Annotated in this window: 25 protein-coding genes; 14 read left to right on the top strand and 11 right to left on the bottom strand. The window is 63.2% G+C overall.

All coding sequences use genetic code 11. From position 1 onward, the window contains the following. Nucleotides 1-125 precede the first annotated feature (125 nt). Nucleotides 126-1,151, bottom strand: a complete 1,026-nt coding sequence (locus THIDRDRAFT_RS12580) for an IS630 family transposase (protein WP_007041232.1) — start codon at nt 1,149-1,151, stop codon at nt 126-128. Nucleotides 1,152-2,072: 921 nt separating this feature from the next. Continuing rightward, nucleotides 2,073-2,309, bottom strand: coding sequence for a Uma2 family endonuclease (locus THIDRDRAFT_RS12585; protein ID WP_245535843.1), 237 nt, complete (start codon nt 2,307-2,309; stop codon nt 2,073-2,075). Nucleotides 2,310-2,520: 211 nt separating this feature from the next. Between THIDRDRAFT_RS12585 and THIDRDRAFT_RS12590 the strand changes: the two genes are divergently transcribed. From THIDRDRAFT_RS12590 to secF, 5 genes are all read left to right on the top strand, one after another. Then, nucleotides 2,521-3,240 carry an HAD family hydrolase gene (locus THIDRDRAFT_RS12590; RefSeq protein WP_007041234.1) on the top strand — a complete coding sequence of 240 codons (720 nt, stop codon included), beginning with the start codon at nt 2,521-2,523 and terminating at the stop codon, nt 3,238-3,240. Further along, the gene (gene tgt, locus THIDRDRAFT_RS12595) at nt 3,230-4,342 is read left to right on the top strand and encodes a tRNA guanosine(34) transglycosylase Tgt (RefSeq protein ID WP_007041235.1); all 1,113 of its coding nucleotides are present in this window, start codon (nt 3,230-3,232) and stop codon (nt 4,340-4,342) included. Before THIDRDRAFT_RS12590 ends, tgt begins: the two co-directional genes overlap by 11 nt. Before the next feature lie 151 nt (nt 4,343-4,493). After that, entirely contained in the window at nt 4,494-4,826 is a 333-nt protein-coding gene (gene yajC / locus THIDRDRAFT_RS12600) for a preprotein translocase subunit YajC (protein ID WP_007041236.1), read from the top strand. A gap of 178 nt (nt 4,827-5,004) precedes the next feature. After that, complete coding sequence (gene secD, locus THIDRDRAFT_RS12605) at nt 5,005-6,861, top strand: protein translocase subunit SecD (protein WP_007041237.1); 1,857 nt, start codon at nt 5,005-5,007, stop codon at nt 6,859-6,861. 13 nt (nt 6,862-6,874) lie between these two features. Further along, nucleotides 6,875-7,843, top strand: coding sequence for a protein translocase subunit SecF (secF, locus tag THIDRDRAFT_RS12610; protein ID WP_007041238.1), 969 nt, complete (start codon nt 6,875-6,877; stop codon nt 7,841-7,843). 126 nt (nt 7,844-7,969) lie between these two features. Here secF and THIDRDRAFT_RS12615 read toward each other — a convergent pair whose 3' ends face one another. Continuing rightward, complete coding sequence (locus THIDRDRAFT_RS12615; RefSeq protein ID WP_007041239.1) at nt 7,970-9,103, bottom strand: NAD(P)/FAD-dependent oxidoreductase; 1,134 nt, start codon at nt 9,101-9,103, stop codon at nt 7,970-7,972. A gap of 96 nt (nt 9,104-9,199) precedes the next feature. After that, entirely contained in the window at nt 9,200-9,820 is a 621-nt protein-coding gene (locus THIDRDRAFT_RS12620) for an arylesterase (protein WP_007041240.1), read from the bottom strand. Between THIDRDRAFT_RS12620 and THIDRDRAFT_RS12625 the strand changes: the two genes are divergently transcribed. Together THIDRDRAFT_RS12625 and THIDRDRAFT_RS12630 are read left to right on the top strand one after the other, a co-directional pair. Continuing rightward, nucleotides 9,819-10,520: an ABC transporter ATP-binding protein gene (locus THIDRDRAFT_RS12625; RefSeq protein ID WP_050984718.1), complete on the top strand. Its 702-nt coding sequence runs from the start codon at nt 9,819-9,821 to the stop codon at nt 10,518-10,520. The genes THIDRDRAFT_RS12620 and THIDRDRAFT_RS12625 overlap by 2 nt on opposite strands. Next, the gene (locus THIDRDRAFT_RS12630) at nt 10,517-13,006 is read left to right on the top strand and encodes an ABC transporter permease (protein WP_007041242.1); all 2,490 of its coding nucleotides are present in this window, start codon (nt 10,517-10,519) and stop codon (nt 13,004-13,006) included. The genes THIDRDRAFT_RS12625 and THIDRDRAFT_RS12630 overlap by 4 nt, the downstream gene beginning before the upstream one ends. Nucleotides 13,007-13,155: 149 nt before the next feature. Here the strand turns inward: THIDRDRAFT_RS12630 and THIDRDRAFT_RS12635 are convergent, their stop codons facing one another. Then, nucleotides 13,156-13,353 (bottom strand): Alvin_2107 family globule sulfur oxidation protein, encoded by a 198-nt coding sequence (locus THIDRDRAFT_RS12635; protein ID WP_007041243.1) that lies wholly within the window; start codon nt 13,351-13,353, stop codon nt 13,156-13,158. Nucleotides 13,354-13,716: 363 nt separating this feature from the next. Between THIDRDRAFT_RS12635 and THIDRDRAFT_RS12640 the strand changes: the two genes are divergently transcribed. The 5 genes from THIDRDRAFT_RS12640 to soxZ all read left to right on the top strand — a co-directional run bounded on the left by THIDRDRAFT_RS12640 (nt 13,717) and on the right by soxZ (nt 18,792). Further along, nucleotides 13,717-14,760 carry an AAA family ATPase gene (locus THIDRDRAFT_RS12640; RefSeq protein WP_007041244.1) on the top strand — a complete coding sequence of 348 codons (1,044 nt, stop codon included), beginning with the start codon at nt 13,717-13,719 and terminating at the stop codon, nt 14,758-14,760. Beyond that, the gene (locus THIDRDRAFT_RS12645) at nt 14,753-16,021 is read left to right on the top strand and encodes a vWA domain-containing protein (protein ID WP_007041245.1); all 1,269 of its coding nucleotides are present in this window, start codon (nt 14,753-14,755) and stop codon (nt 16,019-16,021) included. The genes THIDRDRAFT_RS12640 and THIDRDRAFT_RS12645 overlap by 8 nt, the downstream gene beginning before the upstream one ends. Before the next feature lie 155 nt (nt 16,022-16,176). Beyond that, on the top strand, nt 16,177-17,682 hold the full coding sequence (locus THIDRDRAFT_RS12650; protein WP_007041246.1) for a beta-barrel assembly-enhancing protease: 1,506 nt from the start codon (nt 16,177-16,179) through the stop codon (nt 17,680-17,682). 256 nt (nt 17,683-17,938) lie between these two features. Continuing rightward, nucleotides 17,939-18,412, top strand: a complete 474-nt coding sequence (gene soxY, locus THIDRDRAFT_RS12655) for a thiosulfate oxidation carrier protein SoxY (RefSeq protein WP_007041247.1) — start codon at nt 17,939-17,941, stop codon at nt 18,410-18,412. Between the two features lie 68 nt (nt 18,413-18,480). Then, nucleotides 18,481-18,792 carry a thiosulfate oxidation carrier complex protein SoxZ gene (gene soxZ / locus THIDRDRAFT_RS12660; RefSeq protein ID WP_007041248.1) on the top strand — a complete coding sequence of 104 codons (312 nt, stop codon included), beginning with the start codon at nt 18,481-18,483 and terminating at the stop codon, nt 18,790-18,792. 72 nt (nt 18,793-18,864) lie between these two features. Here the strand turns inward: soxZ and THIDRDRAFT_RS12665 are convergent, their stop codons facing one another. Further along, nucleotides 18,865-19,794: a lysophospholipid acyltransferase family protein gene (locus THIDRDRAFT_RS12665; protein ID WP_425358440.1), complete on the bottom strand. Its 930-nt coding sequence runs from the start codon at nt 19,792-19,794 to the stop codon at nt 18,865-18,867. Nucleotides 19,795-20,155: 361 nt separating this feature from the next. Here THIDRDRAFT_RS12665 and THIDRDRAFT_RS12670 point away from each other — a divergent pair, with 361 nt between their 5' ends. Next, the gene (locus THIDRDRAFT_RS12670; protein WP_007041250.1) at nt 20,156-20,584 is read left to right on the top strand and encodes a rhodanese-like domain-containing protein; all 429 of its coding nucleotides are present in this window, start codon (nt 20,156-20,158) and stop codon (nt 20,582-20,584) included. 25 nt (nt 20,585-20,609) lie between these two features. Here THIDRDRAFT_RS12670 and THIDRDRAFT_RS12675 read toward each other — a convergent pair whose 3' ends face one another. The 4 genes from THIDRDRAFT_RS12675 to trmJ form a co-directional block, all read right to left on the bottom strand. After that, entirely contained in the window at nt 20,610-21,167 is a 558-nt protein-coding gene (locus THIDRDRAFT_RS12675) for an iron-sulfur cluster co-chaperone HscB C-terminal domain-containing protein (protein WP_139058721.1), read from the bottom strand. Between the two features lie 142 nt (nt 21,168-21,309). Next, nucleotides 21,310-21,792 carry a Fe-S cluster assembly transcriptional regulator IscR gene (gene iscR, locus THIDRDRAFT_RS12680; RefSeq protein WP_007041252.1) on the bottom strand — a complete coding sequence of 161 codons (483 nt, stop codon included), beginning with the start codon at nt 21,790-21,792 and terminating at the stop codon, nt 21,310-21,312. 62 nt (nt 21,793-21,854) lie between these two features. Continuing rightward, nucleotides 21,855-22,646: a serine O-acetyltransferase gene (gene cysE, locus THIDRDRAFT_RS12685; protein WP_007041253.1), complete on the bottom strand. Its 792-nt coding sequence runs from the start codon at nt 22,644-22,646 to the stop codon at nt 21,855-21,857. A 53-nt stretch (nt 22,647-22,699) separates the two neighbouring features. After that, entirely contained in the window at nt 22,700-23,464 is a 765-nt protein-coding gene (gene trmJ, locus THIDRDRAFT_RS12690; protein ID WP_007041254.1) for a tRNA (cytosine(32)/uridine(32)-2'-O)-methyltransferase TrmJ, read from the bottom strand. A gap of 88 nt (nt 23,465-23,552) precedes the next feature. Between trmJ and THIDRDRAFT_RS12695 the strand changes: the two genes are divergently transcribed. Continuing rightward, the gene (locus THIDRDRAFT_RS12695; protein WP_040844800.1) at nt 23,553-24,350 is read left to right on the top strand and encodes an inositol monophosphatase family protein; all 798 of its coding nucleotides are present in this window, start codon (nt 23,553-23,555) and stop codon (nt 24,348-24,350) included. A 226-nt stretch (nt 24,351-24,576) separates the two neighbouring features. Here THIDRDRAFT_RS12695 and THIDRDRAFT_RS12700 read toward each other — a convergent pair whose 3' ends face one another. Beyond that, nucleotides 24,577-24,909, bottom strand: coding sequence for a hypothetical protein (locus tag THIDRDRAFT_RS12700; RefSeq protein ID WP_139058722.1), 333 nt, complete (start codon nt 24,907-24,909; stop codon nt 24,577-24,579). Nucleotides 24,910-24,982: the final 73 nt, after the last annotated feature.

Here is a 24,982-nt window from a genome sequence, read left to right on the forward strand (position 1 = left end):
TCTCTTCTCCATCAGTTGCTTAAGAAAATGAATGTACTCTTTAGAGGCAATGGACTTCTCTGTTACGTGATATCTCAACTCTCCTTGAGCCGTGATATACCGAGCTAATACCAATTTTTCGGTTTTTACTCGCCGACAATGGCGAAGTTTTCCGTCAGCAACGATCGTAGGTCACCACGATATTGGTTCGGGTGACGAAAGAAATTCTCGCAAGCCGCTTTGAAGTCGGCGAACGACTCAAAATAGCGGTTATAGAGCACTATCTTTTTAAAATACTTCCAGAATCGCTCGATCAGATTGAGGTTTGGCGCATAGGGCGGGAGAAAGAGCAATTGCACGCGTGATGTCTCCAAGTGCTTACGAACCGCCTTGGAGCGATAGTAGCGAGCATTGTCGCAAATCACGTGAATCACCGCCGCGTCTGGATGCCGCTGCTCGATTTGCTGCAGCAGAGCGATGGTCGAGACGGCATTGATGCTGTCGTCGAAGCGGACAACGGGTTCGAGGCACTTGAGATCGATGGCACCGTTGATGTTGACGCGCCGCCGCCCGGTGTTGGAGCGGATCTCGCGATCCTCGCCGCGCTTGATCCAGCCCTGGGCGATGACCGGATTGTGCTGCGGGTGGACCGCATCCATGAAATAGATGGGATCCGCATCACCCTTGGTTTGCTTGAGTGTTTCGTACTCGGCGAGGAAGGCTTTCTGGGCCTCGGGATCGGCCTTGCCAGGGATGAGCTTGGGTTTCTTGTAGACGTAGCCCAAGCGATGCAGCAGCGCCGTCATGCCGCTGACGGTGTAGGCAACATCAAAGGTGTTTTCGACCCACTGGGCGACAGCCTTGGCGCTGAGGTAGAGGTGGCTTTGCAGATGCGCTTCCAAGCACGTCAATTGCGCGGCGTCGAGCTGGCATGCGCTGCCACGGAACGCCACGTGCCCCAGTGATTTCAGGCCATCCTGGCGATAGCGCTTGAAGTGGTTGCGCACCGTATTCGGGTCGATCTGTAGCACCTCGGCGATTTGCTCCGCTGTCCAGCCGGTCGCGAGCAGAACAACCGCCTTGATCCGATCAGCCTCGCGTTTATCGCGCGTACCTCGGTGGGCCGCACGCAGTTCCGCGAGTTGCTTATCAGTGAGGTGGTAGTCAGGCATGGCGAAGATTCTACAGATTCGGTTGAGTGTCACAAAATGCCTGTCCGCAAAAAACTCAAATGAGAGCGGTATATCTCAACTTATCATCGCTATTGGCGTTAACCTGTTAAACAGCCACTTGGTCGGAGGAGTCGCTGTGATTTTTGCTGGAGGTCTGCAGGCGTCGCTAGCACTGTATTTCACATTCCGCACCAGCAAAGGCTAATCGGATAGCCGGGGGTTTTTCTCCCCCGGCCTCCACAACACCCCGCATGCGGGTCCGCACGGGGCGTTTCCTTCGGGTTTAAAAGGATCACCGAAGAATGGCGACCTCCAACGCTGGCTACATAACGGACCGCCAAGGCCGATTCACCCGGTCGGGTGCAATTCAGCCATTGAGATTCGCCAGGCTCGCTCGTTGCCGAAGGTTCAGGCCTTCACCTTGTCCCACCCATTACAGTGGGCGTTTGGCTACTATGCCGTCTGCTGACTTCTGTCTCATCACGCCGAGCGTTACCGCTCAGCGCGCTGCCCGAGTCGCTGTAGGGTCCGGTGGTTATTCCAACCCTTTCGGACTGGCCCTCAGGCCGGCTCCCACGGCAACCACAGCCCCCTTAGGGTTCGATGGTGATTCCAGCCCTTTCAGGCTGGCCCTCAGTTCGACTCCCATAGGAACGCGGACCGCAAGCGAGACAGATCTCCCCGGATAAGAACGTGAACTTTCAGTGCACAACCGCCGCATTTACCCTACCCCCTGCACCTGTCGGGCTTCGTCATCTCGTGCTGACTCGCCCAGGGGCCAAGCCTTCTATGCGGTTTCTGTCCGTCGGCTCGCACTTTTGCACTCGGGCTTCCTCCAGACATCCCCTCGCGGGTTTGCCCTTGCCGTCAGCTAGTAGTTACAGTCCACTTCGTGGACACAGGTACTCCTACAGGGGACTTTCACCCCATGAGTTCACGCCCATGCCGGGCGTACACGATCGCGACGCCCGCCAAAACGGGCGCGAACAGCATGGTCAGAGTGTCGGTGCAACTCGCATGCAAGGGTCCGATCGGCGACATGTCTCGCATCTCCCCGTCGATCAGCTCGACGCGATCGCCATCGGCGAATACGCCTGCGTCGATCATCTGGTGGAACCGATCCACGCTGACGCGATGAATGGGGTTGTGAAGATCCAAGGCTTCCATCGCGGGATACCTGTTCTGTCTCGTTGCTCGGGATTAGGCTAGCAGAAAAGTGCAGCACGGCCCGCGATAGGCAACAGCCAACACCACGGCATCGCTTCGACGCCTAGCGTGCTGGAGGCACGCATGTGCCGATCGGCCGATCCGGCTTGGTATCGGGTCGGGCTTACAGGCACAATGCAGCTCTTTTCCGATCCGCAAGACCATGCTGCAAGCACGCATCCGCCTCATCACCTTCGACCTGGACGACACCCTCTGGCCCTGTCTGCCGGCGATCCAGGCGGCGGAGCAGGCGCTTTACGACTGGCTGCGTGACCGGGCGCCCCGGCTCGCCGAGTCGCACGACATCGAGAGCATGCGCGCACATCGTCGCGCGGTCATGGAGACGATGCCCGAAATCGCGCACGACCTGGGGCTGGTCCGACACCGCTCGCTGATCCAGCTTCTGGAATCCTTCGGCTATGCGACCGACCTGGCCGACGTCGCGATCTCGCTCTTTTTGGACCATCGCAGCCGGATCGAGCCCTATGCGGACACCCTGCCCGCGTTGCGCTCACTGGCATCGAACTACCGTCTGGCGAGCCTCACCAACGGCAATGCCGATGTCGAGGTGACGCCGCTGCGCGGGATCTTCGACCACAACCTCACGGCGGCCGGCATTGGCGCAGCCAAGCCGGACCCGGCCATGTTCCGCCGCGCACTGGAACTCACCGGCTGTAGTGCCGACGCATGTCTGCATCTGGGCGACGATCCCTGGACCGACGTGGAGGCGGCACGCGCGCTCGGCATCGCTGCGATCTGGGTCAACCGCACCGGTCGCGACTGGCCGGACGCACTCACACCACCGTCGCTGACGGTGAAGAACCTGTATGAATTGACCGACTGGCTGAACGGCGGTCGCACCGGAGACACTGATGGAATTTGATCTGCTTGGCCAAGACGGTCTGGCACGACGCGCCCGCCTGACGTTCGAACGCGGAACGGTCGAAACGCCCGCCTTCATGCCCGTGGGCACCTACGGCACCGTGAAGGCGATGACGCCTGAGGAGCTACTGGAGGTCGGCGCCGAGATCGTGCTCGGCAACACCTTCCATCTGATGCTGCGTCCGGGAACCGAGATCATCCGCCGACTCGGCGATCTGCACGACTTCATGCATTGGGACAAACCGATCCTGACCGACTCGGGCGGCTTCCAGGTCTTCAGCCTCGGCGAGCTGCGCAAGATCACCGAGGAGGGCGTCCATTTCCAGTCCCCGATCGACGGCAGCAAGGTCTTCCTGAGCCCGGAGGTCTCGATGCAGGTCCAGCGCGAGCTGGGATCGGACATCGTCATGATCTTCGACGAATGCACTCCCTACCCGGCCGATGAGGCCCAGACGCGCGCCTCGATGGAGCTGTCGCTGCGCTGGGCGGCCCGCTCGCGCGAGGCGCACGGCGACAATCCGTCGGCCTTGTTCGGTATCGTACAAGGCGGCATGCACGAGGGACCGCGCGCCGATTCGCTCGAAGGGCTGACGCGAATCGGCTTCGACGGCTACGCCATCGGCGGGCTCTCGGTCGGCGAGCCGGAAGAGGACCGGCTGCGGATCCTCGATTTCCTGTCCGACAAGATGCCGACCGACCGGCCGCGCTATCTGATGGGTGTCGGCACGCCCGAGGACATCGTCGCGGCGGTCCAGCGCGGCATCGACATGTTCGACTGCGTCATGCCGACCCGCAACGCCCGCAACGGCTATCTCTTCACCCACCAGGGCATCGTCAAGATCCGCAACGCCGCCAACCGCACCGACGAGGGGCCGCTCGACCCCTTGTGCGACTGCTACACCTGCCGCCACTACAGTCGCGCCTATCTGCACCATCTCGACCGCTGCAAGGAGATCCTGGGCGCACGGCTCGCGACCATCCACAACCTGCATTATTACCAAACGCTCATGCGCGGTCTGCGCGAGGCCATCGCCGCCGGCAAACTCGATGCATTCGTTAGTCATTTCAAGGAACAACGCCGCCCGAGGGCCGTCAGAGTGTAGCCTGGCGGCGAAGATTGGGGTCTTACTCCTCATCGACCTTGTGCGATAATCCGCCGCCATGTCTCGTGCGGCGGTTGCGCCGCCGGACGATGCAGCGCTGTTCATGCAACTGGATCCAGCTCACGGATCCACACACCACTAGGGAAGCGATATGAGCTTTTTCATCACCGACGCCCTGGCCCAGGGCGAGCCTGCGGCAGCCGCAGGCGACCCCTTCATGGCACTGCTGCCGCTGGTGCTGTTCGCGGTCGTCTTCTACTTCCTGCTGATCCGCCCTCAGTCCAAGCGTCAGAAAGAGCACCGTAAGATGATCGAGGCCCTGTCGAAGGGCGATGAGATCACCACCGTCGGCGGTGTCGCCGGCCGCGTCATCGACCTTGGCGAGAATTTCATCCTGGTCGAGATCGCCGACGGCGTGCAGATCAAGGTTCGCCGGATGGCGGTCGAGGCCGTGATGCCAAAAGGCACCCTTAAGGACCTCTGAGCCGCCGGTAAAATAGGCATGGACCCGGCTCGGGCCGCCCTTGGCGGCAAAGCCGGGTCATCCGGCCGCTATATCTCCAATTCGGTCGCGGCCACCGCTACACGGCGGTCTCTCCCGCGCGCCCTTCCCGCCTCCCCTCCAGGCTGTCGCGACCAGCGATGTTGAGATTTGAACTGCAATGAACCGATATCCCTTGTGGAAGAACCTGCTGATCCTGAGCGTGATTCTGGTGAGCCTCTTTCTGGCTTTGCCGAACCTCTACTCTCAAGACCCCTCGATCGAGATCAGCGCCGCGCGCGGCTCGACCATCACCGATTCCAGCAGCGGAGAGATTCGTGCCGCGCTGGAGAACGCCAAGGTGCCCTTCAAGGACATCGAACCCCGCGAAGGTGACAAGCTGCTGGTGCGTTTCGCCAAGCCGGGCGAACAGCTCAAGGGCCAGGAGGCGATCGAACGCACCCTGTCCGAGCGTTACCGCACCGCGCTCACCCAGGTCGCCGATCTGCCCGGCTGGATGCGCGCCATCGGCCTGAACCAGATGGCCCTGGGTCTCGACCTGCGCGGCGGTATCCACGTCGTCATCGACGTCGACATGGAGGCCGCGCTGGATCAGGCGCTCGAACGCTATATCGGCGACCTGCGCTCACAGCTGCGAGAGGCCAAGATCCGCTACCTGACCGTCACCCGCGACGGCGGAAACATCAAGGTCAAGTTCTCGGATGCCGACAGCCGCGCTGCGGCGGAGAAGCTCCTGAGCCGCGAGTTCCGCAACCTTCAGGTGCAGTCGAGCGAGAGCGGTTCCACCTTCGAGCTCCAGGCCAGCCTGCCCGAAACCGAGCAGAAGGAGATCAAGGACTTCGCCCTGCAGCAGAACATCACGACCCTGCGCAATCGCGTCAACGCACTGGGCGTCGCCGAACCGAGCATCGCGCGCCAGGGCGATCGACGCATCGTCGTCGAGTTGCCCGGAGCCCAGGATCCTGGACGCCTCAAGGATATCCTCGGCGCTACGGCAACCCTGGAATACCGTCTAGTCGATACCGAGGGCAGCGTGGCCGATGCGGTCGCCGGACGGGTTCCGGTCGGCAGCAAGCTCTACTACGAGCGCGACGGAACCCCGATCCTGCTCAAGCGTCGCGTCATCGTCACCGGCGACCAGATCACCGACGCCTCGGCCGGCTTCGACAACCAGAGCGGCACCCCGACGGTCTTCGTCAACCTGGACGGACAAGGCGCACGGCGGATGCGCAACGTCACCACCGAAAACGTCGGCAAGCCCATGGCGGTCGTCTTCATCGAGAACCGCACCACCACCAAGATGGTGAACGGCGAGCCGGTCAAAAACACCCGCAAGGTCGAAGAGGTCATCAGCGTCGCCAACATCCGCGAACCTTTCGGCCGACGCTTCCAGACGACCGGTCTCGACAGCAGCGAGGAGGCCCACAACACCGCACTGCTGCTGCGTTCCGGCGCCCTGGCCGCACCCATTCAGATCGTCGAGGAACGCACCATCGGCCCCAGCCTCGGCCAAGACAACATCGATCAGGGCTTCTTCTCGGTCATGGTGGGTCTTGCCATGGTGGTCGGCTTCATGGCGCTCTACTACCGCAAGTTCGGCCTGATCGCCGACCTGGTGCTGGTGGTCAACCTGGTGATGATCATCGCCATCCTCTCCATGCTCCAGGCCACCCTGACGCTGCCCGGTATCGCGGGTATCGTGCTGACGGTCGGCATGGCGGTGGACGCGAACGTGCTCATCTTCGAGCGCATCCGCGAGGAGATCCGCAACGGAAATTCGCCGCAGGCGAGCATCCATGCCGGATACGACAAGGCGCTCTCGACCATCGTCGACGCCAACGTGACCACGCTCATCGCCGCCGTCGTGCTCTTCAGCTTCGGCACCGGCCCCGTCAAGGGATTCGCCGTGACGCTCTTCATCGGTATCGTGACCTCCATGTTCACCGCCATCCTCGGATCGCGCGCTCTGGTGAACCTCATCTACGGCGGCAAACGCCTGAACAAGCTGTATATCTGACGGAGGGATCACCATGAAATCGCAAAGCACGGTCAAAACGAAGCGAACGATCAACGACTTCGGCATCGACTTCCTGGGCAAGCGCAAGTTCGCGGCCATTGTCTCCGGCACCGCCCTGGTCATTTGTCTTCTGTCGATCCTGTTCCGAGGCTTCGACTTCGGACTCGACTTCACGGGCGGTACCGTGATCGAGCTCGGATATCAGGAGCCCGTCGAGTTGAGCGAGATTCATCAATCGCTCGAATCGCAGGGCTTCCCCGGTACGACCATCCAGTATTTCGGCTCGAACCGCGACATCCTCATTCGTCTCGCCCCTCAGGAGGAAAAGGACAGCTCCAAGCAGAGCGACCGGGTCTTCCGCATTCTCAGCCAGGAGGCCAAGGGCCAGGTCGAGCTGCGACGGGTGGAGTTCGTGGGTCCGCAGGTCGGCGAGGAATTGCGCGAGCAGGGCGGCCTGGCGGTTCTCTTCTCGCTCATCGGCATCCTCATCTATGTCGCGCTACGCTTCGAGTGGCGCTTCGCGGTGGGAGCCGTGGTCGCACTCGTCCATGACGTCCTCTTCACGGTCGGCATCTTCTCGATCTTCCAGATCCAGTTCGACCTGACGGTGCTCGCCGCCGTGCTGGCGGTCATCGGCTATTCGCTGAACGACACCATCGTCATCTTCGACCGTATCCGCGAGAACTTCCGACGCATGCGCAAGGGCACGGTGATGGAGATCACCAACAACTCGATCAACCAGACCCTCTCGCGCACCATCGTCACCTCGGGGACCACCCTGCTGGTGCTGTTCGCGCTCTATCTGTTCGGGGGCGAGGCGATCAGCGGTTTCTCCCTGGCACTGATCGTCGGCATCTTCGTCGGCACCTACTCCACCATCTACGTGGCGACCGCCATCGTCATCTGGCTGGGACTGACCAAGGCCGACCTGCTGCCGGTACCGGTCAAGAAGGAAGGCGCCGAACTGGACTCCATGCCTTAACAGCCGCCAGCCGCCAGCCGCCAGCCGCCAGCCGCCAGCCGCCAGCCGCCAGCCGCCAGCCGCCAGCACTATAATCTTGCTGGTAGCTGGTAGCTGGTAGCTGGTAGCTGGTAGCTGGTCGCTGGCTCAGGCCGAGCGGTAGCGGCGCAGATACATCCACTCGAAGAAGCGCTTCAGCCAGTGGAAGAGCTTCATCGAGGGCAACACCAGATTGAACTTCTCGTTTCGGGCCACGAGCATGCCGCTGTCGTTGGTATCGACGATGCACAGCAGTTCGACCCGGAATCCCGCCTTGGGCTCGCGACCGGCGAATTCGGCCAGCAGATTCTTCACCGCAGCGCGTGCCTGCAGATCCGCCATGTGACCCTGCTTCGGCATCCAATCCGGCCCGGGGAAGCTGCCCGAGTCGCCCGCCACATAGACCCGCTCGAACCCAGGCACCCGGCACTGGGCGTCGGCCTGGAGCAGACCGCCCGGCGAGCGCGGCAGACTGGTGTTGTCGAACCAGGCGTTGCCCGTCATACCCGGCATGAAGAGGATGAGATCGGCATCGAACGCGTCGCTCTCGGTGGTGACCTGGGTCGAGGAAAAGCCCTTCATCTTGCTGCCGAGATGGGTTTCGATCCCACGGCGCTTCATCTCGGCGAGCAGGCCATCGACCGCCTTCGGCCCCAGACGGTTACCGGGACGCTCGGCCGGGGTGAAGAAGTGGAGCTTGAACTTGTCGCGCCGCTTCTCCTTGCGCAACTGATTGTCCATGCCGAACAGGAACTCGAACATGGGTCCGCCACGCATGGAGCTCTGCTCCTTGGGGTTGCTGGCGAAACCCATGGCGATGCTGCCACCGTCCATCGACTTGACCCGATCGCGAATCGCCTTGGCCGCTGCCACGCCCTCGCAGGGAACGATGGCATGTTCGATTCCAGGCAGCTTCTTGATGAAGCGTCCGCCGCTGGCGAGGATGAGACCGTCGTTCTCGATCGGACCATAGGTGGTCTCCAGAACGCGACCATCCGCGCTGAGACCCGTCGCCTCGCCGGGGATGTGCTTCACCCGCATCCGCTCGAAGAAGCGCCCTAGATCGATGACCAGATCGTCCCCGGTACGTCGCCCCGAGGGCACCCAGATCAGGCCAGGATAGTAGACGAATTCGGGCTTGCGGCTGACCAGCGTGATCTCAATACTCGGATCGGCTTGGCGCAGCGCCCGGACGGCGGTCAAGCCGGCGAATCCAGCCCCCACGATCGTCACGCGTTGCATGTCATAGACCCCCAATCGATGGATATCCAGCCAAGGCTGGACAAAAGGAAACCAAGACCATCCTCGGATGGTCCGTAATCGAAACCTGGCACGAAATCAATGCCCCTCGGGCGCGCTCAACAGTGGCTCGAGCGCCGGCCAAACGTTATCGAGAATACGCCCCTGGGCCTTGGCTCGCGGATGCAATCCATCCGCCTGCATCAGATCCCAGTGCTCGGCAACATCGGCGAGCAGGGCCGGAACCAGGGACACGTCGAGCGACTCGGCAACCTCGCCGAACAGGGATTGAAAGCCCTGGGTGTAGGACGCACCGTAGTTCGGCGGCAGCCGCACGCCGATCAAGAGGACACGACACCCTGAGTCCTGCCCCAGCTGAACCAACCGAGTCAGATTCTGTCGGATCACAGCGAGCCCAAGCCCGCGCAGACCGTCGTTCGCGCCCAATTCGATCACCAGCACCGCCGGCCGATGCCGAGCGAGCAGCGACGGCAAACGCGTCAGACCGCCCGCCGTGGTATCGCCCGACACGCTGGCATTTACGACGGTCTCCGCGCGACCATCGGCCTTCAAGCGTTCGGCGAGCAACGAGACCCAGCCCTCGCCCGGACCCAGCCCATAGCCGGCGCTCAAACTGTCGCCCAGGACCAGCACGCCCGGCGGATTGGCGACAACGATGGCGGGAAACGTCAGGATACAGATCAGGAGTAGTCGGATCATGTCAGAACCTTTGACTCAAACAATGCCTCGAACCCTGTCGAAGGCAATCGGCTTGGGCAAGCATGTTAACGGTCCGGCCGGCGGATTGACCATCCTCGAAGGGCTGGATCTGGAGATCGACGCTGGCGAGGCCGTGGCCATCCTGGGCGCCTCCGGATCGGGCAAATCCACCCTGCTCTCGCTGCTCGCGGGACTGGACGACGCCAGCGCCGGCGAGGTCTGGCTCTGCGACCGACGCATCGGCGACCTGGACGAAGACGGGCGTGCCGAGCTGCGCGCCGGCCGGGTCGGATTCGTGTTCCAGAATTTCCAGCTGCTACCGACGCTGACCGCGCGCGAGAACGTACTGCTGCCCCTGGAACTCACTGGGACAGCAAACGCGGCCGAACGTGCCGATTCGGCATTGGAGCGGGTCGGCCTCACCGCCCGTGCGGGACATTATCCGCGCCAGCTCTCGGGCGGCGAACAGCAGCGGATCGCCATCGCGCGCGCCTACGCCCCGCGTCCGAGCGTGCTCTTCGCCGACGAACCGACCGGGAACCTGGACCAACAGACGGGCGAACAGATCATCGACCTACTGCTCGATCTGCGCCAGGCCAGCGATGCGGCCTTGATCCTGGTCACCCATGACCCGCGCCTAGCCGAACGCTGCGACCGCCGCCTGCGGATGCGCGACGGCCGGCTGGAGACGCTGGCATGAGCGCCTGGCGGATCAGTCTGCGACTGCTACGCCGCGACTGGCGTAGCGGCGAACTCTATCTGCTGGCCGCCGCGCTGGTGATCACGGTCGCGGCCGTCACGGCGGTCGGCTTCTTCACCGACCGGGTAGAGGCCACCATGGAGCGTCAGGGCAGCGAACTGATCGCCTCCGACCTCGCGATCCAATCCTCTACCCCTCTGCCCGAAACACTCGCCGACGAGGCCAAGACACGCGGCCTGAGCACGGCTCAGACGCTCGAATTCCGCAGCGTCCTGGTCACGGACCAGACGCCCCAGCTGGTCAACATCAAGGCCGTCGACTCGGCCTATCCGCTGCGCGGCGAACTGCGGATCCGCGCAAATGCGGATACCCAGGACGCACCGGCCCCCCAGGGCCCTCCCGCCGGCGAGGTCTGGCTGGAATCGCGACTCCTGCCCCTGCTGCAGATCCAGATCGGCGACCGCATCAAAATCGGCGAGACGCCACTGCGCATCGGCGCCATCCTGACCCGCGAACCCGACGAAGGACGCAGCTTCTTCAACATCGCGCCACGGGTCATGATGAACACGGCCGACCTGAAGGCCACCGGACTCATCGGACCGGCCAGCCGCGCCACCCATCGTCTGCTGATCGCCGGCGATGCCGAGGCGGTGGCACGCTATCGCGACTGGATCGAGCCACGGCTCGCGGCCAATATGTCGGCCGAATCGGCGAGCGAGGCACGTCCCGAGTTCGCTTCGGCGGTCGAGCGCGCCGCCCGCTTCCTGCATCTCGCCACACTGACGACACTCCTGGTCGCGGGCGCCGCCATCGCACTGGCCAGCCATCGTCTGGTCGAGCGCCAGACGGACGCAGTCGCCATCATGCGCTGTCTGGGCGCGCCACGACGCCTGCTGACACGGATCTTTCTGCTGCGACTGGTTCTGTTCGGACTGATCGCGAGCCTGGTCGGCTGTCTGTTCGGCTGGCTCGCCCAAGCCGGGCTCGTCGGCGCGCTGAGCGACTGGCTCGGAGAGGATCTGCCTCCGGCCTCGGCAGCCCCGATCGTGACGGGTGTCGCCACCGGTCTCATCTGCCTGCTCGGATTCGCCCTCCCGCCGCTCCTGCAACTGACCCGCGTCACCCCGCTGCGGGCACTGCGCCGCGACATCGGCGGACCGAAAGCGCCGGCTGCGCTGGCGCTCGTGGCGGCAGGCGGCGCCCTCGCACTGCTGATCCTTTGGCAGGCGCAGGACCTGTCGCTGGCCTGGAAACTGATCGCCGGGGTGATGGGCGCGCTGGTCACGCTCGTCCTCTCCGTCCTGCTCCTGGTCCGTCTGGCCGGGCGGCTGACCGGACGGGTCCGGGGCATCTGGCGACTGGGACTGGCGGCCCTGGCGCGCCGCCCGAGCGGCGCCGTGCTGCAGATCGGCGGCTTCGGGATCGGGATCCTGGCGCTGCTGCTCCTAGCCGTGGTTCGACTCGACCTGCTGCACGCCTGGCAGGACAGCCTGCCGACCGACGCGCCCAATTATTTCCTCATCAACATCCAGCCCGAAGAGGTCGAACCGCTCAGGGACTTCCTCGCCGAAGCGGGCATCGAACGGGCGCCGATCTATCCCATGATCCGGGGCCGTCTGACCCGCATCAACGCCCATGAGGTCGAACCGAGCGACTACGAGGATCCGCGCGCCGAGCGGCTCGCGACCCGCGAATTCAACCTCAGCTACGGGACCGAACCTCAACCGGACAACCGCATCGTCGCCGGCAACTGGTGGTCTGGAGAAGAGGCACCGCCACAGTTCTCGGTCGAGACCGGCATCGCCGAAACACTCGGCATCGCATTGGGCGACAGGCTCACCTTCTGGATCTCGGGTCACGCCGTCAGCGGCCCCGTGACCAGCCTGCGCGAGGTTCAGTGGGACAGTTTCAACGTCAACTTCTTCGTCACCGCGAGTCCGGTCCTGCTGCGCGACGAGGCCGCGACCTATATCACCAGCTTCCACCTCGCGCACGAGAACGAGGGACTGGTCGCCGAGTTGTCGCGACGCTTCCCAAGCGTGACGCCGCTGGACGTGGACGCCATTCTGGGACAGGTGCGACAGGTGATCGACCGAGGCGTGCTGGCGGTCGAATACGTCTTCGCCTTCACGATCTTGGCGGGACTGCTGGTGATGTATGCGGGAATACAGGCAAGCCTGGAGGATCGGCGCGCCGAGCACGGCATCCTGCGCACGCTGGGGACAGGGCGTCGGGCATTGCTTGGAAGTCTGGCGGTCGAGTTCACCGCCGCCGGACTGCTCGCCGGACTGCTCGCCTCGATCTTCGCCGAGGCCACCGGCTGGCTGCTGGCCGAACAGCTGTTCGAGCTGGAGTTCAGCTTCAACCCCTGGCTCTGGGTAGTCGGGGTCTTGGGCTCTGGATTGGCGATCGGATTGGCTGGAACCCTGGCGACCTATCCGCTGCTGATTCGACCACCACTGCAGTCGCTCAGACAGGCAGGTTGAGCGGGGTTCGAAAGGGATCCGCAAGGCTCGACCAGGGGATGGTCGAGCGCACGTTACGGTCGAACGGACAGGATCAACAGGATTTCATCCTGTTCGATCCTGTAAATCCTGCCTCATTCAAGGGTTCGAAACCGAGGCAGGAACTAGGCTCAGGCCGTGACCCAGTTACCGAAGTTCTCGGCACTCTTCTCCTCGCCGTCGCTGTAACCGGCCTCATAGGCCTCGGTCAGGCGCTGCTCCTCGCGCTTGGGGTTCTGAAGAAATCCACACTGCCACCCCTGAATGTATTCATCGTCGACGCCCATCTGCTCCATCTTGGTCACGGCATCGTAGTAGAACTGGTTCATTTCCGGTCTCCGAGCTGTTTTTCATTTGGTGAAGGCGGCATCCATCAGGACTGGGCCATCGATTTATTCTGTGGACGAATCCAACCCTCATCGGCGGGACCCGTCGAGTCCTCTCTGGTTATAGACTCTCGGACGGAGCGTCACCCGACAGCGGGCACGATCACGGGGACGAGAAGGGGCATAAGAATACAGCGTTTTTCTAATAGGTGACAAGAAGCATGGGCAATTGAACGACGACTGGGTTTGCAATGACGACCATCAATTTCAAGCGGTTGCCAAACCCCAGATTTAGTCCCATTTGATCCATTCAGTCTTATCCAGCCGATCCTTGCGCTCACCCTGCCCGGAGGAATCAGACACGCCATGCGTCCAGCCCAGTTGTTTCGCGTCCTGGATCGCGAGCTCACCAGTACCGCCGAAGGCCACCACACGCCGACCATGCTCTGGGGGCCTCCGGGGGTCGGAAAGTCACAGATAGTGACTCAAATCGCCAAGCACCATGGTGTTTCGGTGATCGATATTCGACTGTCGCAGATGGAGCCGAGCGATCTGCGCGGCATCCCCTTCCGTGACGACAACCGGGTCGAGTGGGCCATCCCGGCGGTCCTGCCCGACATCCACCGCCACGGCCCAAGCGGCATCCTCTTCCTCGACGAGATCACCTCCGCCCCGCCGGCGGTGTCGGCGGCGGCCTATCAACTCATCCTGGACCGCCGACTGGGCGAGTATCAGGTTCCGGACGGCTGGGCCATCTTCGCCGCCGGCAACCGCCAGGGCGATCGCGGCGTCACCTACGCCATGCCGGCGCCACTGGCCAACCGCTTCGCCCATTTCGAGGTCGAGGCCCATCTGGACGATTGGGTGGCCTGGGCCTACGCCAACGGCATCGACGAGCGCCTCATCGCCTTCCTTCGCTTCCGACCCGAACTCCTGTTCGATTTCGATCCGGCTCACAATCCGGTCGCCTTTCCATCGCCGCGATCCTGGGAATTCGCCCATCGCGGACTCCGGAAATTTCAGGATGACCCGGATCTGCTCCAAGGGGCGCTCCAGGCCTGCGTCGGCCCGGCCGCCGGGATCGAGCTCGCCGCCTTCATCCGCAGTCTGGAACAGATGCCGGACCTGGACGCCATCGCGCGCGGCGAATCGGTGAGCGTTCCGCGCGAGATCGACCTCCAGTATGCCGTCGCCGCCGCCCTGGTCGGCCGGGCGATCCGCGCGATGGGGGAGGACGACGGCCAGATCCTCATCGGCAACATCCTCAACTACGCCGGGTATTTCCATGAGCGCGAGATGGGCGTGATGCTGGTCTCCGATCTGCACCGCGCGCTCGGCAACCGACTGTTCGAGATACCGGCCTTCGCCGACTGGGCACAGTCCGTATCGGATGTCATGCTCTATGCCTGAGTCCGCCACGAAGCCAGATCCGTCTGCGGTCGAGACCAAGCTGGCCGCAGCGCGCACGCGCCTCATCCTCGACAAGCCCTTCCTGGGCGCACTGGTGCTGCGTCTACCCTTGAAGCCAGCCGACTCCGACTGGTGCCAAACCACCGCGACCGATGCCAAGTCCTTCTATTTCAATCCAGATTACATCGCGTCGCTCACCCTGGAGCAGACCCAGTTCATCCTGGCCCATGAGGCACTGCACTGCGCGCTCTCGCACTTCGCGCGACGCCAACACCGCATCAAGCATCGCTGGGATCTGGCCTGCGACCACGCGATCAACCCGCTCCTGATCGACGACGGACTGATCCCGCCGCACTCGGCGCTCGCACAGCCGCGCTTCAAGGGACTGACCGCCGAGGAGATCTATCCGCTGATCGACGAGGAGGACCCGTCCGAGACGCTCGACCAGCATCTCTACGACCAAGAGGAACGCTCGAACGGCAGCCAACCCGAGCACAACGACGCCGAGTCGAACGGCCGTCGGAACGACCAAGATGAAGGGGACAAGGGCCGCTTAGGATCCAGCGCGCCAGCAGTCGAGACCGACAACACGGGCTCGGGCGCGCCAGAGCCCCGCCCCTTGTCGGCGAGCGAGCGCGAAACGCTCGCGACGCAATGGCGACAGCGGCTCGCCGGCGCCGCTCAGCAGGCACTCCAGGCCGGCAAACTCGGCGGCGAGATGGCGCGCATGATCGACCATCTGCTCCAGCCCCAGCTACCCTGGCGCATGCTGCTCGCACGCTATCTCACGGCCCACGCCCGAGACGACTACGACTATTACCGCCCCTCGCGCCGCGAGGGCGACTTCATCCTGCCCCGTCTGCACAGCCACCAGATGGATCTGGTCGTGGCGATCGATACCTCGGGTTCCATTCGCGATGGCGAGCTCGACGACTTCATGGCCGAGATCGACGCGCTCAAGGGACAGGTGCGAGCGCGCGTCACACTGCTCCCCTGCGATGCGCGACTCGATCCGGGCGCCCCCTTCCATTTCGAGCCTTGGGACGCCTTCCAGCGTCCCGCTCGGCTCGCCGGGGGTGGTGGGACCCACTTCACCCCGGTGTTCGACTGGATCGCCGACCGGGAGCTGCCTCCGGACTTGCTGGTCTACTTCACCGACGCCAACGGCGAGTTTCCAGAGCGCGAGCCCACCTACCCCGTCATCTGGCTGGTGAAGGGGCGCGCGCCGGTGCCCTGGGGACAGCGCATACAGCTCAACTGATCCATGCAGACACACCCGCTTGACCCGAGACCAACGGCCGGTTCATTGTGTTTGCACCCGTCGCCGAAAACCTTCGGCCATACTTCACTCGCCCACCTGAATCGGCAGACCGTCGCGACGGGAACTCAGCGGACGGTCGCCTCTCTGAGCAAGCGATGATAACGACCAGACTTCCCACCCGAATCAGAAAACTCCTGCTCGCGGCCGGCGTGATCGCGACAACCGGACTCGCCGTACCAACCACCCAGGCCTTCGACCTGCCGGACATGGGTAGCTCGGCGGATGCCGTCATGTCGACCGGAGCCGAGCAGAAGCTCGGCAAGGCCTTCATGCGCAGCGTGCGCGAATCGCTGAAGATCGTGGACGACCCAACCCTGATCAACTACATCGAAAATCTCGGGCAGTCGCTGGTGGCCGCCGACCCCGAGGCAACGGGCAACTTCACCTTCTTCCTCATCGACGAACCCGTGGTCAACGCCTTCGCCGGTCCGGGCGGTTACATCGGCGTGTATGCCGGGCTCGTCCTGGCCGCCGAAACAGAAAGCGAACTGGCTGCGGTCATGGCCCACGAGATCGCCCACGTGACCCAGCGGCACCTGATGCGCAGCATCGAAGAGCAGAGCAAGATGTCGATCCCGGCGACCGCGCTGCTGATCGCCGCCGCCATCCTGGGCGCACAGGTCTCGTCCGACGCCGGTGTCGCCGCCATCGCCGGCATCCAGGCCGCAGCGCTTCAGCGTCAGATCAACTTCACCCGCGACAACGAGAAGGAGGCCGACCGGCTCGGCATCGCCACGCTCGCGAACGCTGGGTTCGATCCCTACGCCATGGCCGGATTTTTCGAAAAGCTGACCAAGTCGAGCCGGCTCTACGCGAACAACGCGCCCGAGTTCCTGCGCACCCACCCGGTCAACAGCAACCGTATCGCCGATGCGCTGGGACGCGCCGACGACCACGGCGCCAGACAACGCCCGGACAGCCTGGGCTTTCAATTGACGCGCGCCAACCTGCGCCAGCGCGCCTATTCGCGCGCGCAACTCTCGGTCGACCATTTCCGCAAGACGCTGCGCGAGGGACGGCTGCGTAGCGAGATCGCCGAACGCTACGGCTATGCGCTGGCGCTCGAGCGCGCCGGCAACCTGTCCCAGGCCAAGAAACTGACCAACGCACTGCTGTCGGCAAAACCCAGCCAGGCCGAATTTATCATTCTGGACGCGCGGCTCGACCGCAAGATGGGCAAGGCCAAGCAGGCCGTGGAGATGTTGCGCCAGGCGACCAGCCTCGCATCGGATCAATGGCCGCTGCGCGTGGCCTACGCCGAAGCGCTCCTGGACGCGGGCCGACCGAACAAGGCGATAGACGAGCTGACGACGGTCGCCAGACTGCGCCCCGGAAACGCCTTCCTCTACGACATGCTGGAGCAGGCCGCAATGAAGGCCGGCAACCGCGCCGCGACCCATCGATTCCGCGCCGAAAAGCTCTATGCCGAGGGCGACCTCGAACCGGCGATCCGTCAGCTTGAGTTCGCCCTGCGCAACCGCGATATTCCCTATCACGACGCCGCGCGAATCCAGGCGAGACTGGATGCCTGGAAAGAAGAAGAACGCGATCAGAAGCGCGATGAAAAGGGCAGAAATAGAGGGGAAGGCCGAACCGGCTGACGCGACGCACCAGGGCCGCGATCTGCAGGCGTTGCCAGCCGAACGCAAGCCCTTTCTTTCGAGGCTCGCAAGGACTGCTGTAAGCTCAGGCGCGCGACGCAGCCGGCAAAGCGGCCCGATCTCCGTTGCCGGACTACATATTCGACCGGCTCGCCCCCATCACGGCAAGACCGTCCTTCAGCGAGCCAGGACGTTGCATTCGACCATTAGGCTCGCCCATTTCATTTCATCACTGACGCTCGACAGGAGATCCTGCATGATCGACGCGAAACGTAGAATCCTACTGAAAGGCTCACTGGCGGCCGGCTCGATCGGCATCGCGGCCGGAGCCGGATTGCTGACACCCGGACGCGTGCTGGCCGAATGGAACGAGACCGCCTTCCGCGCCAAGGACATCCCCACCGCCTTAAGCAGCCTCATGGGGGCCGACGACGCCGAGATCAGCGACAAGATCAAGATCAAAGCCCCGGACATCGCCGAGAACGGCGCCGTGGTTCCGATCACGGTGGAAACGGACCTGGAGGGGGTCACCTCGATCGCCATCATCGCCTCCGGTAACCAAACCCCACTGATCGCCTCGTTCGAGCTGTCGCCGATCGCCCTTCCTTTCGTCGCAACCCGCATCAAGATGGCCAAAACGGCCGACGTCGTCGCGGTCGTCAAGGCCGGGGACACGCTTTACAAAAACGCGAAGAACGTCAAGGTCACCATCGGCGGATGCGGCGGCTGAGCCAGGGTCTCACCGACTGCCACACACAACACCGCCCCGATCAAAGACGCCAATAGAGGAGAGAGACGATGCCAGATATCAAGATTCGCGCCAAACTGAGAGGCGATGAAACCACCGTCAAATGCCTGATGAGCCATCCGATGGAAACCGGACTGCGCAAGGACAGCAAGACAGGAGAGCTGGTTCCGGCGCACTTCATCCAGGAGGTCGTCGGCAAATACAAGGACCAGGTCGTGATGACCGCATCCTGGAGCGGCGGGGTATCCAAAAACCCCTACCTCTCCTTCAAATTCAAGGGCGGCGCGGTCGGCGACCCGATCGAGATCGCCTGGACCGATAACAAGGGCGAATCCAGCAGCGCCTCCGACACCATCTCCTGAGAACGCCCGCTCCACTGACCCGATAAGCCCCAGCCATGTCGTGCGTCTGACATGGCTGGGGCCTACCTTCACTCAACCGCCTTGCAAACGCCTCACGTGGCGAAAGACATGGGCATCGTCCAGCGGGCCTGTGTAGACCTTGACCCCGCCTTCGGGACGCCGACGAAAACGCTTGTAGGACCAGAGATACTGCTCAGGACAGGTCAGCACGCAACGCTCGATCCCTTCGTTGAGCGCACGCGCGGCGACCTCATCATCCTCGCTGGCGACCTCCTCGGGGGCCGGGATACAGTGCAGCCTAAATCCCCCCTCGACCAGACGCTCGGCGAAAAGGAACACCACCGGAGCCCCGGTGCGCTTGGCCAGCCGATTGACCAGTAGCATGGTGAATGCGGGCATACCGAAGAAGGGCGCGAAGACGGCACCCTTGTTGGCCTTGGGCTCCTGATCCGGCAGGATCCCGACGAAATCGCCGCGCTCCAGCGCCTGAACCAGCACCCGGATGCCCTTGGCGGTAATGGGCGCCAGCTCCCCTCCGGTACGCGCGCGTGAGGCACGAATGAGGTCGTCGAGATAGCGCTGGGGTTTGTAGAAGATGGCTGTTGGCCCTTGCGCCGCGAGATAGAGCCCCGCCAGCTCCCAGGCTCCGATGTGCGGAGAGAGCACGATCAACCCCTTCCCCTCTTCCCGGCGCAGCCACTCGGCCCCTCGAACCTCCTTCACCAACCCCAAGACCTGGTCGACCGGGCGCAGCCAGAGATAGCCGATCTCGGCGTAGGTCTTGCCGAACTCCCTGAGATTGCGATCGCGCAGACGCAGCTGCTCCTGCGCGGACAGATGCGGCATGCAGAGCGCGATATTCATGAGCGCATTGCGGCGCTGCCGATTCGGCCAGCGGGCGACGATCGCCCCGGCGAACGCGCCCAGACGATGGGTCGCCGACAAGGGCAAACGGGCGATGAGACGCACCAGAAAATGCGCCAGCGCATCCTTCCAGACCACACCGAAGGGCCGATCTGAGTGTTGTTGTGATTGCTTCGCCAATCGATTCTCCTCGAAAAGGCCATCCAGGCGCCCCGAGCCGGCCCGCAAGATGAAAAAAAGACGCACCGCCCTTAATTAGTTCGGCTCGCGAACCGAAGGACGGAGCCGACCGGATCGAGCAACGCGTCCTGCCGGAAAACCTGGCGTCGGTGCGCGCGATCCAAACACCGAGCCGCTATGATCGCGCCAGACACGAAAACGATCGCCACATGCACCCCCGGCTCCCGATGGGCCGATAGGACATCAAGGCGACTGCATTCCGCCGTTGCATGGCAACGACACCAACCACCAACCGAACCCCGATCTGGAGGAAGACCGTATGAACGAAGATCAACCGCAGGGACTGAACCCTCAGGAGGCCATGGAATTGCTCGAATCCCATCCGCAGGCGGTACTGGTGGATATTCGCTCCTCCATGGAATTTCTGTTCGTCGGGCATCCCAAGGGGGCCGTCCACGTCCCCTGGATCGACGAGCCCGACTGGGTCGTCAACCCGCATTTCGTCACCGAGATTCGCAAGCTTCTGCTCGGGGGCGCCGCCTGCGACCAAAGTGCGGGGTGCGCCCCAGTCATCCTCATCTGCCGCAGCGGCAAACGCTCGCTCGAAGCCGGCAAGGCACTCATCAGCGAGGGATTCAAAGCGGTTTATCACGTCGATGAGGGATTCGAGGGCGATCTCGACGAACAGCACCATCGCAGCACCCTCGGCGGATGGCGCTTCCAGGGACTGCCCTGGGAGCAGTGCTGAGACGGCAACCCGATAGACACCTGAGTCAGTCCTGAATACCCAGTTCGAGCCGCCGCTCCTCGGCATCGCGCCGGCAGCGGCTCAGGGACTGGAGCTTGCGGACGATCTGACGCGCCGCCCGCAGATTGCTCGGGCACGGATCGGCGAACAGGTCGTGGAGTTCCTTGTCGAGCGCAGCGCATTCCTCAGCGAGACTGGTCAGGATCTCGGCCACTGCGGTCGCGGGATCCGGCCGATTGCTTGCCTCGGCCAGCGTCTCGCGCAGCTCCATCTCCTCCATGAGGGACGCACCCCGATTCCCTCGAATTTCGGCGTAATCACCAGACTCTGCGGAGGTCTCCGAATAGAGACTGAAGAGATATTCCGCCCTGGAGAGCGGATCGGTCAGGGTGCGGTAGGCCTTCTCGACCTGGGTCACGGCCCGGATGTTTCCGGCGGAATCGACATCGTTGTCGATTCCGTAACGGATCCTCTGGGCGCTTCTGAGCAGAGCGCGATACCGCTCGGCCAATAGGCTGGCATCGATCGCGAAGCTCATCGGAAGGTCGAAGAGTTCGAAATAATTCTTGGTGGAGTTCAGCACGACGAGCTGCATGGGTGGAGAAGGTCACCCGTCCGCAATCAAAACGACCCTAGGCTGGCCGGGTAGCCTCATGCTAACCGGATTGACGACGAAGGCAAGTGCTTGTTCAGGCCAGGACCCCGCCTCATGAACGAATGGTCCTTCAGGCGCTTTCAACGATGCGTTGAACGTCGAGCTTGACGTCCACGGCGGCACAGGTCGTCGGGGGACGTTGCCCGGATTCGTCGCGACGATCGACCAACTGCTGCAGATCGATCTTATTCAGATGTTCGTAGATGAGATCGCTGAGATCGTGCCACAGATCGTGGGTGAGACAGGGGCCATTATCCTGACAATTGTGGGCGCCACCACAGCGCGTGGTATCAACGCTCTCGTCCACCGCTGCGATCACCTCGGCGACATGGATCTCGGCGGCGGCGCGCGCGAGATTGTAGCCTCCGCCCGGACCCCGAACGCTGGTCACGAGCGAACGCTTACGCAGCTTGGCGAACAGTTGTTCCAGATAGGACAGGGAAATGCCCTGCCGCTGAGCGATATCGGCCAACGCAATCGGTCCCTGTCCCTGATGGATAGCCAGATCCAGCATCGCGGTCACAGCGTAGCGGCCCTTGGTCGTCAATCTCACGTGCAGCCCCTCCGGCTTCGTTTTCGAGGGTGAATCATACGTTACCCGACAAGAACGATCAATTAAGCCCTATGAGTGTTAGGGTCGTCCAGTTCGTCCGCGTTGGTCGCCGACTCCATCGTCATGGAGTCCAGGTCGGTCTCGTGCGCGAAGCACTGCATGATGCCCTGAGATTCGAGCGCCTGGGACATCGCCTCCATGCGTCGATCCATGTGATGGATGTGATCGAGCATGCGGTTGATGGCATTGGCGACCGGGTCTGGGGCATCGCGGGTGGCGCCATAGGCGTCGAAGCCGATCCGCTTGGCGGTATCGGCGCGACGCTGGGTGGCTGCGTCGCCCGCCGACTCGATGATTCGCCCCGGCACGCCGACCGCCGTCGCGCCAGCCGGAACCGATTTGACGACCACCGCGTTGGAGCCAATGCGCGCGCCATCGCCGATATCGATCGGTCCCAGCACCTTGGCCCCCGCCCCCACGACCACGTCGCACCCGAGGGTCGGATGGCGCTTGCCCTTCTGCCAGCTCGTCCCGCCGAGCGTCACCCCATGATAGAGGGTGCAGTCGTCACCGATGACGGCGGTTTCTCCGATCACGACACCCATGCCGTGATCGATGAAGAAGCGCCGCCCGATCACGGCGCCCGGATGGATCTCGATACCGGTGAAGAGTCGCGCGAAATTGGACAAGACGCGCGCCAGCCATTTGAAGTCACGACGCCACAGCCAATGCGACAGACGGTGGGCCATCACGGCATGAATTCCCGGATAGGTCGTCAGCACATCGAAACCGTTACGCGCGGCCGGATCGCGGTCGAAGACGCAACGGATATCCTCATTCAATCGGGCGAACATGAACTTCTCTCACTGTCTGGTACGGGGAACGCGTATCACCAAGACCGGCAGGTCTAGGCGTCGTGCCGCTTGAAACGCTCGGACGTCTTGCGACCCTGGGCGGCATTGAGGATACCGCGCAGGATATTGAGTTCGACACGGTCGAGACGCGCACGATTGAACAGACGCCGCAAACGCTTCATGAGGGTGCGCGACTGCTCCGGATCGCTGAACCCGATATGCAGCAGCGTTTCGAGCAGATGGCCGAAGAACCCCTCCATCTCATCGGCGGGCGCCAAATCGCGCCGCTCCTCCGAATCCGCAGCGGACTCGCGCTGAACGCCGGCGAGCGCCTGACGCCGGATCTCGTAGGCCAACACCTGGCCGGCGGCGGCGATGTTCAGCGAGCTGAAGTCGGGATTGGTGGGGATGTGCACCAAATAATGACAGCGGGCCAATTCATCGTTGGACAGACCCGAACTCTCGCGTCCGAACACCAGGGCGACATCGCCCTCGGCGGCCTCGTCCAGCAAACGGCGCGCGCACTCGGACGGATCGAGCAGCGGCCACTCGATGCTGCGCAAACGGGCGCTGGCACCGATGACCAACCGACAGCCGGCAAGCGCATCCACTAGATTCTCATGGACGCCTGCCGATTCGAGCAGCACGTCGGCACCCGAGGCGCGGGCCATGGCCTCGGCATCCGGACGGGTCTTGGGGGATACCAGCTCCATGCGCGAAAGACCCATGGTCTTCATCGCTCGGGCCATCGCCCCCATGTTGCCGGTGTGGGTCGTCTCCACCATCACGAAGCGGATTCGTGCGAGCGAGTCGGTCATTTGGTCTATCATGCGCGGTCAGTTCATCAAGAATATCGCCGTATCATCGAGCTATGATACAGCGACCGCTCGGGATATCCTTCACGACATGCACCCAAGTCTCAACATCGCCATCCGTGCCGCTCGCAGTGCCGGCAGAATACTCCTGCGCTTCTCGGATCGAGTCGATCAGATCAAATTCGAGTCCAAGAGCCACAACGACTTCGTCAGCGACGTCGATCGCGCCGCCGAGGCGGCCATCATCCAGGAGTTGCGGGGACGTTTCCCCAGCCATGCCATCCTGGCCGAGGAAAGCGGCGAACAGGGCAGCGGCGACTTTCAGTGGATCATCGATCCGCTGGACGGAACCACCAACTATCTTCACGGCTTCCCCCAATACTCCGTATCCATCGCGCTCAAGCACAAGGGACAGCTCGAATGTGGCGTGGTCTACGATCCGCTGCGCGAGGAGATGTTCACCGCAGCGCGCGGACAGGGCGCTCAGCTCAACGACCGCAAGATCCGCGTCACCAACCGCCCGTCGCTCGAAGGCGCGCTGATCGGCACCGGATTCCCCTTCCGCGACCAGCGGTACATCGACGCCTATGTCGGCATGTTCAAGGCCATGACCGAGGCCACGGCCGGACTGCGCCGCCCCGGCTCGGCCGCCCTCGACCTGGCCTATGTCGCGGCGGGCCGTACCGATGGATTCTGGGAGCTGGGCCTTTCGCCTTGGGACTGCGCCGCAGGCGCTTTGCTGGTGCAGGAAGCGGGAGGAACGGTCACCGACCTGAGCGGCGGTACCCGCTATCTGGAAACGGGCAATCTCGCCGCCGGTAACCTCAAGGTCCACCGCGCCATACTGGACCTCATCACCCCCTTCATGAACGACAAGCTGAAGGCGTGATCGCCCTCGGCGGCCCCCGATTTCATCGGCGCGGCCGCTTGAGGCTCTATTCGACCTTGAAAGCGCCCCACACCCGAGAGGCTCGAGACGGCGGTGTTCGCTGGAGTTTCTAGCTCCCGCCCCAGGCAACCCTACTCACCGACCGGCAGAATCGGATCCCGCGCACCGTTGGTCGATCAGCGCTTCGGCTTGGCAGCGCTCGTGGCAGCCAAGATCAGCGCCCGGATCAGTTGCTGGAGAGATAGACGCTGACCGGACGCACCGGGCGGCCATCGGACCAGACACCCAGATCGAAGCTGAGTTGGTCGGCCCGCTCGCCGTCGCGGATGACCCGGTCGAGCGCGGACCAGAGATAGCGCCAATCCAGATCGTCTTCCGTGCCGACACCATCGAGCATCAACTGTGCGAGCAGCGGCGGGAAGAAGCTGGTGTCGTCGGTGGCCTGCTCATGGTTGGCGAAATGGCCGGGACAGCCGTGGGTGTCGGTGTAGGACAGGAACATGCGCTTGTGCTTGGTGGCGATATAGCCGAAGGGCGTGTCCCACTGAGCCTTGGGCACCACCCAGTCTGCGTCGCCGTGGAGGCCTCCAACGGGAGTGGATTGTGCGAACAGGACGAATCGCCGCCCGGGA

The organism is Thiorhodococcus drewsii AZ1 (assembly GCF_000224065.1).
GTDB classification, from domain to species: Bacteria; Pseudomonadota; Gammaproteobacteria; order Chromatiales; family Chromatiaceae; genus Imhoffiella; species Imhoffiella drewsii.